Origin of the sequence: Allobosea sp. 2KB_26, assembly GCF_052115715.1 — a bacterium.
Taxonomy (GTDB): Bacteria; Pseudomonadota; Alphaproteobacteria; order Rhizobiales; family Beijerinckiaceae; genus Allobosea.
The window spans coordinates 39,342-49,156 of sequence record NZ_JBFRHE010000027.1; the positions used below are offsets into that span (position 1 = coordinate 39,342).

8 protein-coding genes are annotated in these 9,815 nt (G+C 60.6%); 5 read left to right on the forward strand and 3 right to left on the reverse strand.

The features are described 5' to 3' along the window. Position 1: 1 nt before the first annotated feature. On the reverse strand, positions 2 to 1,585 hold the full coding sequence (locus tag AB4099_RS33050) for an aldehyde dehydrogenase family protein (RefSeq protein ID WP_441481192.1): 1,584 nt from the start codon (positions 1,583 to 1,585) through the stop codon (positions 2 to 4). Positions 1,586 to 1,753: 168 nt separating this feature from the next. Beyond that, a complete protein-coding gene (locus AB4099_RS33055; RefSeq protein WP_441481193.1) occupies positions 1,754 to 2,593 on the reverse strand; it encodes an IclR family transcriptional regulator in 840 nt (279 codons plus the stop codon). 142 nt (positions 2,594 to 2,735) lie between these two features. Here AB4099_RS33055 and AB4099_RS33060 point away from each other — a divergent pair, with 142 nt between their 5' ends. From AB4099_RS33060 to AB4099_RS33080, 5 genes are all read left to right on the forward strand, one after another. Continuing rightward, positions 2,736 to 3,797: an ABC transporter ATP-binding protein gene (locus AB4099_RS33060; RefSeq protein WP_441481194.1), complete on the forward strand. Its 1,062-nt coding sequence runs from the start codon at positions 2,736 to 2,738 to the stop codon at positions 3,795 to 3,797. Continuing rightward, on the forward strand, positions 3,794 to 5,542 hold the full coding sequence (locus tag AB4099_RS33065; RefSeq protein WP_441481195.1) for an ABC transporter permease subunit: 1,749 nt from the start codon (positions 3,794 to 3,796) through the stop codon (positions 5,540 to 5,542). Before AB4099_RS33060 ends, AB4099_RS33065 begins: the two co-directional genes overlap by 4 nt. 74 nt (positions 5,543 to 5,616) lie before the next feature. Continuing rightward, complete coding sequence (locus AB4099_RS33070) at positions 5,617 to 7,131, forward strand: AMP-binding protein (protein ID WP_441481196.1); 1,515 nt, start codon at positions 5,617 to 5,619, stop codon at positions 7,129 to 7,131. Then, positions 7,128 to 8,423 (forward strand): NAD(P)/FAD-dependent oxidoreductase, encoded by a 1,296-nt coding sequence (locus AB4099_RS33075; RefSeq protein WP_441481197.1) that lies wholly within the window; start codon positions 7,128 to 7,130, stop codon positions 8,421 to 8,423. Before AB4099_RS33070 ends, AB4099_RS33075 begins: the two co-directional genes overlap by 4 nt. A gap of 8 nt (positions 8,424 to 8,431) precedes the next feature. Beyond that, positions 8,432 to 9,442 (forward strand): hypothetical protein, encoded by a 1,011-nt coding sequence (locus tag AB4099_RS33080; RefSeq protein WP_441481198.1) that lies wholly within the window; start codon positions 8,432 to 8,434, stop codon positions 9,440 to 9,442. Between the two features lie 142 nt (positions 9,443 to 9,584). Here AB4099_RS33080 and AB4099_RS33085 read toward each other — a convergent pair. Further along, positions 9,585 to 9,815 (reverse strand): CoA-transferase (locus tag AB4099_RS33085; protein WP_441481199.1); only part of this gene is annotated, 231 nt, incomplete at its 5' end.

The following is a 9,815-nucleotide window of genomic DNA, read 5'->3' on the forward strand; positions in this document are numbered from 1 at the left end:
GTCACCCGGCCTTGGCGACAGAGCGCATGATGGTGCGGCTCTGCTCGCGCATGAATTGCTGAACGTAGTAGGGGCCGAGCGCGCCTTTGCCCGCGACGCCCGAGCCCTTCCAGCCGCAGAAGGTCTGGACGCCGGGCCACGCGCCGGTGGTCGCTCCGCTGGCACGGTTGGCGTAGAGCGCTCCAGCTTCAGCTCGGTCAAGGAAGAGATCGAGCTCGGCCGGGTCTTGAGCGTATGTGCCGGCAGTCAATCCGTAGGTAGTATCGTTGCCGTCGGCGATCGCTTGCTCAAGGTGATCGAATGGCTGGACCGACAAGAACGGCAAGAAGTACTCGTCCTTGTTCAAGTGATGATTGGCGGCGAGCCCCTCCACAATGACGGGTTCGACATAGACCCCGCCGTCAAAATCACCGCCTGACAGCCGCATGCCGCCCGATACAATTCGTCCATCGCGCTGCGCCTCTGCGCAGGCGCGGGCATATCGCTCGCCGGCAGCGGCATTGATGACCGGGCCCATGAAGATTGACGCGTCACGCGGAGCTCCGATCCGGAGGGCGCTCGTTCGCTCGGTCAACTTGCCGAGAAACTCCGCGTAGATCTCGCGCGCCACGTAGACTTTGGAGCAGGAGGAGCACTTCTGGCCCTGCAAGCCAAAAGCTGAGCGCATGACACCCTCGGCGGCGACGTCAAGCTCGGCGCTCGCTGTGACGTAGCACGGATTCTTGCCGCCCATCTCAATAATGACGGGTCGGTTATAAGCCCCGGCGGCGACGGTTCGGAGAATATGGGTGCCGACTGCATGCGAGCCGATGAAGGCGTAACCTGACACCGCCGGATGCTCTAGAAGCGCCTGACCGGTGGATGCACCTCCGCATACCAGGTTTACGACGCCATCGGGCAGGCCCGCCTCGGCGCAGAGCCGGGCAAGCCAAGCGCCCGTCAGGCCGGCTTGAGGGCTCGGCTTCAGCACCACGGCATTCCCGGCCAGGACAGCGCCCGCCAACATGCCTATGCCGAGCGCAACGGGAAAATTAAACGGAACGATGACCGCGAAAACACCATAGGGGCGTAGGACGTCGGAAGTTTCTTCGACCGGGACGGCGCGCGCGAGCGGCCGGTAGAAGCCATCATTCGCCTCGATCTGATCGCTGTAGTAGCGCACGAGATCGACGGCCTCCTCGACTTCGCCCATAGCCTCCGCAAAGGATTTTCCGACCTCGCGGATGCAGTCGGCCGCGACCTCGAATTTGTACTCGGACAGCAAATTCGCCACCCCGCGCATAAGCGCGACCCGTTCCTTCCAGCTGCGCCCGGCCCAATCGGGGAACGCGGCGCGCGCAGCTACGACCGCACGATCGACGTCGGCGGGCTCCGCCTCGAAGAAGCTTCCGAGTTCCACTCCATCGATCGGGCTGCGTGCTAGGTAGCGCGCCCCACCCTCATCGGCCTGGCCTCCAATCAGATTTGGGATGGATTTGCCGGCACTACCCGCCGCGGCGCGCAGCTCAGTGGCAAGGCGAACGAAGACTTTGGAGAAGTCCGTCCCGACGTTGGAATACGTCACTCGAGGCAGAGCGTGATCCATACGAATGCAGTTCCCAGGCTGGGTTGAATCTTGGGGCTCTCAGCGAACCCAACTCAACGGAGCATGACAGGCCATTCGATGTCAAACATAAAGACACAAAGTATGCCATTGTAATACTTTGTAGACAAGATCCACTCGGCGCAACGGCTTTAGCGAGATGCCGCCACTTTAACGACGTAGGGAAGAGCCGATTTGGTGGCTGGAATGAGAGATCGAACGGGCTGCCGCAATCACGAGGGGAGCGAAACGAATTTCAGCGTCTTCAGGCGTATAGCGCACGCGAGACACCGAAACAGTCACCGCGGCGATAGGTAACCCCGCCTCGAAGATCGGCGCCGAGATCGATAGATCGTCGTGATAGAACTCTTCGAACGCAGTCGCATACCCGCGAGCGCTGCTGACGTCCAACTTGGCCAGCAACGCGTCCATCTCCCAGGTTGTGTTCTCCGTGATTGGACGGCGATCGCATTGCTCTAGAAGGCCGACCGCCTCCAATCGGGGAAGCCTGGAGAGCATCGCGATGCCCGGCGCCGTGCAATAGACGGGCATCCGCGTTCCGATAGTCACATCCGTATTAAAAAGATGCCTGCTCATAAATCGGGATACGAAAACGATCTCCGCTTTGTCACGCATCGTAATATTGATTGTCTCTTCGGTCTCCCGACTCAAATGAATAAGATAAGGCATCGCTCTATTTAAAAGGGTGTTCGCATGGAGATAGCCGTAACCCAGATCGAGTACCTTTATACCTAGCTCGAAATGTTTTGTTGTAGGATCTCTTCTCAGATAACCCAGTTGCTCAAGAGTGTGTGAAAATCGCTGGGCCGTACTCTTGTCAACACCCAGCTCTGCGGCCAGTGCTGTCAGACTCAAACTCGCGCCTCGGCGAACGAAGACATCGAGCACCCGCAACGCCTTCTCGACTGACCGCACCATCAGTGGGTCGTCGTCCTGCGGCCGCGACGCCGCCGCGGATGGACGCTTTGCCTTCTTCTCTGACACCGTCATTTGATCTCCGCTCAAACTCATATGGAAGCTCGTCGTTACGAACCCTAGAGGCGTTGACATGTGAAGTGAAGGGACCTTAGTGTGTTAAAAAGTATTATAATGCAATACTATATCTGATATCGCTCTTGGGGGGGGGTAACGCATGTCTCAACAGCCGCCGAAGGTTTTGGTGCAAGGGCTTTCCAAGCGCTATGGCGAAATCGACGCTCTACAGGCCACGGATCTGTCGATCGAGACTGGGGAATTCCTGACGCTTTTGGGGCCATCCGGCTCAGGAAAGACCACCCTGCTCCAGATGGTTTGCGGACTGGTCCCTCCAAGTGCAGGGCGGGTGATCATCGATGGCCAGGACCATACGGCGACGCCTGTCCACCGTCGCGACATCGGACTCGTCTTCCAGCATTACGCACTTTTCCCGCATCTCACCGTGGCCGAAAACATAGCTTTTCCCCTAGAGATGCGGCGGCTGAAAACCAGCCTCGTCAAGGACAAGGTTGCGCAGGCACTCGACCTTGTCCGTCTGGCACACCTTGGTGCCAGATTTCCGCGCGAACTCTCCGGCGGACAGCAGCAACGCGTCGCCCTGGCCCGCTGCTTCGTATACCAGCCCTCCGTCATCCTAATGGACGAGCCCCTCGGAGCACTCGACCGCAAACTGCGCGAGCATCTGCAAGTCGAAATCAAACAGCTGCATCGCAAGACCGGCGCGACGATCATCTACGTCACACACGATCAGGAAGAGGCGCTCGCGATGTCCGATCGCATCTGCCTGATGAACCAGGCAAGAGTCGAGCAGGTAGCAGCTCCGCGCGATATCTACATGCGGCCCGCCACAGCCTTCGCTGCAGAGTTCATCGGAACGTCGAACATCTTCCGCGGTCACATTTCGAGGGAGAACGGAGAACCGATTCTCATCTCTGCAGGCCATGCTTTCAAGGTAGCAGACGTCAGCCAGGGCGAAGGAGCGGCCGCAGCACTCGTGATCCGCCCAGAAGCCGTCAGCCTCGGCAACCGCGGAGAGAACTCCGTTAGCGGTAGGGTCATCGAAACGATTTTTGGCGGCGCAGACGTCAGGGTGCTGGTCGAGACCGCGAGTCTGGGTGTGGTCAGTTGCCGCCTCACCGCGACTGCCGATGCGCCTTCCATCGGCGACACTGTCTCGGTTTCCTGGCCCAAGAGCGTCGGCGTGGTGGTTAAGCCATGATGCATATCAATCGCCTACCGGGCTCGAGCCCCCTCCGCCTCTCCGCGTCCTGGCTCGTGATGCCAGCCCTCATCCTGCTGGCAATCTTCTTTCTCTGGCCGGTGGCGCAGCTCCTGACCTTGAGCGCCTATGACAGCGCCGGCTCGTTTAGCACTGCGAATTTCCGACGTGTGATCGAGACGCCGCTCTATGTCCGTGTCCTGACGGTCACGCTGAGGATATCGGCGATCACTGCATGCGTCTCGGTGCTGCTGGGCTTCCCGCTCGCTTACTGGATCGCTCGTCTGTCGCCGCGTGCGAAGACCTATGTTCTGCTGTTTGTCCTGATCCCGTTCTGGACCAGCTATCTCGTCAAGACTTTCGCCTGGATGCTGGTTCTCGGACGAACCGGTGTCATCAACCAGATACTCGGCACCATCGGCGGGGGACCTCTGTCGATGTTGCAGGGAGAAGGCGCGGTCATCGTCGGCATGGTGCACGGCATGCTCCCCCTAGCCGTGCTAACCATGCTCCCGGTCATTTCGTCGGTAGACAACCGTCTGCTTCAGGCTGCCCAGACTTTGGGGGCACATCCGGCACGTGGCTTCTGGCTGACCCATGTCCCGCTGTCCCTGCCGGGGTTGACCTCTGCCTGGCTACTAACCTTCATCACGTCGCTCGGCTTCTTCATCGTTCCGGCCCTACTGGGCGGACCGCAGCAGACCTTTCTCGCTCAAATGATCATCGCGCAGATCCAGCAGCTGTTGAACTTCGGCTTTGCAAGCACGCTGTCGGTCCTGCTGCTGGTAGCCACATTCGTTGCCTGGTTCATCTATGATCGGCTTTTCGGCATGTCGACCTTGTCAGGCGGCGAGTCTGCGCCAAGGTCACACGGCGGGCTAATTCGCGCCAGTGGGCGCCTGATCCTTCGCATCTGTGCCGATGTCTCTGAGTTCATCTCGACGGCGCTGGCGTGGGTACTGCCCGGCAGGCTCCGCCAACAGATGATGCCGGCTTACGGTATTCTGGTGCTATTCTTCCTTGCCGCGCCCACGCTGGTTGTCATCCCGATCGCTTTCACGAGCGCGAGCTTTCTGGACTTTCCGCCAGCGGGCTACAGCCTCCGCTGGTTCGAGGTCTATTTCCAATCGCCCTTGTGGATGACTGCGACGCTCAACTCCTTCGTCATCGGTTTCGTCAGCGCCTTGCTGGCGACGCTGCTCGGCGGATTGGCTGCGCTAGGTCTCGCGAAGAGCGATACGCGCTGGAAAGGTGTGATCTTCGCGCTGATGCTCTCGCCAATGATCGTTCCGCGCATCGTGTTCGGCGTTGGACTGATGTACCTGTTTGCTCGTATCGGCTTGATTGGAACCAGAACCGGCCTCGTCATCGGCCATGTCGTCCTCGCGCTGCCATTCACCTTTGTTACCATCGCCGCAGTTCTGAAGAACCATGACTGGCGGCTCGACCACGCAGCCTCAACCCTTGGCGCCAATCGATTGCGGGTGCTGTCGCGCGTCACAGTCCCCCTCACCAAGGGAGCGCTGATCGCGGCCTTCCTGTTCGCTTTCATCACTTCCTTCGACGAACTGACGCTCGCGATCTTTGTGTCGGGCGGCGTGATGACGACGCTTCCGAAGCAGATGTGGGACGACATGTTCCTGCAGCTCAACCCAACGATTGCGGCCGCCTCGGTTGTCGTCTTCCTCCTCGCGCTCACTCTCCTGCTGCTCGCCGAGAAGGCCGGTGGCAGGCGGGCCCGATAGAACCGGATTAGCTTATGACCTTGCAGAATACTGGGTTCCTCGAGCTCTTTCTCCGCAAATGCCGAGAGGAGCCCATGGCCGGCTTCGCGAGCTTGGGCGATCGGACATATAGCTTCCGCGACCTCGACCGGGCTTCGCGCGCTGCCGCTGCCGAGTTCGCGGCGAAAGGCCTCGTGCCAGGTGATCGCGTGGCCATCATGATGGCCAATCGGCCGGAGGTCCTGTTCCTGCTGTACGGGTTGGCGCGCGCAGGCCTAGTTTGGGTGCCGATCAATCCTCAACAGCGAGGAGTGGGACTGCGTTACCTCATCGAGCATTCGCAGCCCAACCTGGTCATCGCCGATGACAGCCGTCTTCAGAGCTTGCAAGAATGCAGGCCGCAGTTCTCGGGCTTCGAAGTGATCGCGCATGGCCCGACGACGCCCTCGTTCCTGGATCATCTGCTGGACGAAGATATCCCTTGGCAGGATGTCCCTGCCACGACCGACAGCCTCTTCGCCATCATGTACACTTCAGGAACGACGGGGCATCCAAAGGGTGTCCTCGTCACCCATGGTATGATGCGCTTCGCCGCGGAGGCCGCCATCCTCCTCGCCGATGCACGCGATGGCGACCGGCTCCTTATGTGGGAGCCCTTGTATCATGTTGGCGGCGCGCAGGTTTTGTTGATGCCGCTCCTGAGACGCCTAACCATCGCCATGGTCGAACGTTTCAGCGCCTCGCGCTTCTGGCAAGAGGTGCGAGAGACCGGCTCGACTCATATTCACTATCTCGGCGGCATTCTCCAGATGCTGCAGCAGCGTCCCGCCTCCGCTTCCGAGCGCGAGCACGGCGTGCGCGTGGGCTGGGGAGCGGGTGCCCGTGCCGACAACTGGAATGCGATCCAGGATCGGTTCGGCATCTCGCTTCGCGAAGCCTATGGAATGACCGAGACATCCAGCATCGCGACCTATAACGGCGATGGTACGCCCGGCAGCGTCGGCCGCACAGTGCCATGGTTCTCAGTCCAGATTCTCGACGATGCCGGCCGCCCTGTGCCACCCGACAGCCGTGGCGAAATCGTCCTGACCCCGCTAGCGCCGCACGCGCTATTTGCCGGCTACTATCGCAACGAGGATGCGACGAAAGCCGCTCTACGCGATGGCAAGATGTATACCAACGACGTGGGGTCGATGGATCAGGACGGGCGACTCTACTTCCACGGTAGGAAGACGGACAGCATCCGCTGCCGCGGCGAGAACGTTTCGGCGATGGAAATCGAGCAGGTCGTTGCGATGCATCCCGCCGTCGTGGACGCCGCAGCATTGGGGGTCGACGCCCAGATCGGGGAGCAGGAGATCAAGCTCTTTGTGCAGTTGAAGCAGGGCGTCGATCTGTCGGCGGCCAGCCTGTCGGAATGGCTGAGCGATCGCCTCGCCGCTTATCAGAACCCGCGCTATATCGCCTTCGTCAAGGAATTCGAACGGACGCCCAGCGAGCGCATCATGAAGCATCGCCTCGAAAGGGGTGTGTCTGACAGTTGGGACAGGCTGCCTCCGACCAAGGCGCCGACGTCGAATGATTCAAAAATGCTGGAGACACCGCGATGAAAGACGTCCTCTCCACGCGGTTTTCAACCCAGCCGTATTGGACAGCGGCCCTGCCCCCCTTTTGCGACATGGCACGGGCGCTGCCGCAACAGGTAGATGTTATCGTCGTCGGCGCGGGCTATGCAGGCCTCTCGGCAGCGCGAACCCTTGCGCGCAGCGACCGATCGGTCATTGCCTTCGATGCGGGGCGTATTGGCGAGGGTGCGTCGTCCCGCTCGGCGGGCTCGCTCGGCAACGTCCCGAAGGCCAAGCTTGCACAGATCAATGCTCGTTATGGCGAGGCGGTCGGGCGCGAAATCTATCGTGAGGCACGGCTCGCGCGCGAATTTGTTGAGCAGATGATTCGGGACGAGAACATCGATTGCGACCTTCAGACACGCGGCCGGGTCATCGCTGCCCACAGTACGAAGGCCTTCAACAAATTGAAGGTTGCGCTTCCGACCTTCCAGGACACCATGGGCGCAGTCGAGCTTCTTGGCGCTGACCGCCAAAGTGAAGAGATCGGCTCCGACGCATTCCATGGCGTCCTCGTGGTTAGCTCCTCCGCCACGCTGCAGCCAGCATTGCTGCAGCATGGATTGGCCCGGGCCGCTCGCGCGGCCGGTGCCCATCTGGCGCAGGAATGCCGCGTCACTGACATAAAGCGCACCGGTGGCTCGTTTGAGGTTACGGCAGCCGGCAAAACCTATCGTGCTACGGACGTCATCATTGCAACGAATGCGGAGACCGGTCGCGACACCGCAGTGATGCGGAGCCTGCGGCGCCGTCTGACGATTGTTCCCGCCTTCGCGCTCACTACGGAAGAGATGGACCCCGAGATCGTGTCCCGGGTACTGCCCAAGGGTCGCTCATTCAGCGACACCTTTCAGATTCTCCATTACATGGCACCAGCCGGAGAACGTCGCCTGATCATGAGCGGGAGGGCAGGACGCTCAGATGGCGATCTGGCCACCAAGGCGCGCAGACTGTTCGCATACTTCCAATCGCGATTTCCGGCCTTGGCAGAGACCGAGGTCAGTCATTGCTGGACCGGCACATTCGCGCTGACCGACGATTGGATACCCCATATCGGCATTGAAGAAGGCGTGCACTACATGCTGGGATGCTGCGGCGTCGGTGTGCCCATGTCCACCTATCTCGGACATCGAATCGCTCAGAAGATACTGGGCCAGGAAGCGCGGACCAGCGCCTATGACCGGCCGCTCCCGGCGATTCCCTATTGGCCAGCGAACAACCTTTTCCTTCCGGCCGCCGTGCGTGCTTTTGCGCTGCGCGACCGCCTGTTTCGATGAGCAGCACGATGAACAACGTAATTGGACCCGAGGAGATCGAGCAGCTCGACATCCCGCTCGACGAGATCGCAAATACGATCGGTGAAGCTTTTCTGGCAGGAGCCGCCGGCGACATCATCTGGAAGCCGAAGACCCTGCTTGTAGGCGAGGACGGCGCTTTCCAGATGTCGACCTATGCGGCTTGGCGCCAGCGGAACCTGTCTCTCTTCCACATGCTGTTTGGTCCGACTGCAGATGCTATCCTGAAAGGAGCGCCCGCCTATTCAAGCCGACAATATGCCCTTGAGCGCTCGAGCGGCGCGCCTATCGGCCTGATCGACGGCACTTACACGTCCAGTATCCTACCGGCGGGTATCACTCGCCTTCTAACCGGCAAACTGGCGAGAACACGCTCGGGCATCGCCACCATTATCGGAGCGGGCACGCAGGCGCGCCTCAATCTCGAGGCGTTGGATGGCGTCCTCCCGATCCGTGAGGTGCGGATAGTCACTCGCTCTCAGGCATCGGCCGAATCGTTCGCAGCTTTCGTCCGACAGCGTGGGCAGACGCCTGTAATCACGACGGCCGGACAAGCGGCGCTCTCCGACGCCGACATCGTCATTTCCACGATCCCGGCAAGCCCTGGGCTGAAACCCTTTCTTGATCCTGCCTGGGTCGAACCGGGAACCTTTGTCAATGTCGTGGATCTTGGGCGCAGTTGGTTGCCTGGTTTTGAGGCCTTCGATCGAATGATCGTCGATGATCGGGTACAGGCGGAACAGCAGTTCCGCGACGGCCGCTTGCTGCATGGCGGCCCTTTCGACAGCGAGATCGCGGACATTCTCAACGGCAGCCGGCCAACGCGTCTGAGCGAAAACGAGCGCGTAGTGCTAGTTCATCCGGGCAATGTCGTCGGCGTTATAGGCGTTACTGCAGCGATCCTTGAATTTCGCGCGGGCTTGCGATCTGGGGCGCCAGGACTGCGCGGACGTAAGGCTGAAGGGTCCAGTTGCGTTGACCGGTCGGTCACGCCTCCATAGGGCCGTTGCCTAGCAAGGGGGAACCAGCAAGTGCGCTCGCTGCCCGCGAGAAGCCTCGCTAATCGCTGCGACCCCGAGCACGGGGACTGGGCGATCTGTTGTACGGAGAAGAGACGCCCAGCAATTTCGCAGATTTACGGTCTTACGCAGCTCTGCCAAGGGCGGCCGCGACCACGAAGGGCGCGCCAGTTTTGGCCTTGACCTCGTCAAGGGACACGCCGGGTGCCAGTTCGAGCAAGGTCAGCCCGCCCTTCGCCTTGTCGCAGGCCATGACGCACAAATCGGTCACAACAAGGTCGACGACGCCAGCGCCGGTCAGGGGCAAGGTGCAGCGTTCGAGGATTTTTGGATCGCCATGCTTGTTGGCATGTTC

What these genes read in the sequence shown, in the direction of transcription:
- AB4099_RS33050 (WP_441481192.1), bottom strand. Translation starts at nt 1,585, where the DNA reads ATGGATCACGCTCTGCCTCGAGTGACGTATTCCAACGTCGGGACGGAC.
- AB4099_RS33055 (WP_441481193.1), bottom strand. Translation starts at nt 2,593, where the DNA reads ATGACGGTGTCAGAGAAGAAGGCAAAGCGTCCATCCGCGGCGGCGTCG.
- AB4099_RS33060 (WP_441481194.1), top strand. Translation starts at nt 2,736, where the DNA reads ATGTCTCAACAGCCGCCGAAGGTTTTGGTGCAAGGGCTTTCCAAGCGC.
- AB4099_RS33065 (WP_441481195.1), top strand. Translation starts at nt 3,794, where the DNA reads ATGATGCATATCAATCGCCTACCGGGCTCGAGCCCCCTCCGCCTCTCC.
- AB4099_RS33070 (WP_441481196.1), top strand. Translation starts at nt 5,617, where the DNA reads ATGGCCGGCTTCGCGAGCTTGGGCGATCGGACATATAGCTTCCGCGAC.
- AB4099_RS33075 (WP_441481197.1), top strand. Translation starts at nt 7,128, where the DNA reads ATGAAAGACGTCCTCTCCACGCGGTTTTCAACCCAGCCGTATTGGACA.
- AB4099_RS33080 (WP_441481198.1), top strand. Translation starts at nt 8,432, where the DNA reads ATGAACAACGTAATTGGACCCGAGGAGATCGAGCAGCTCGACATCCCG.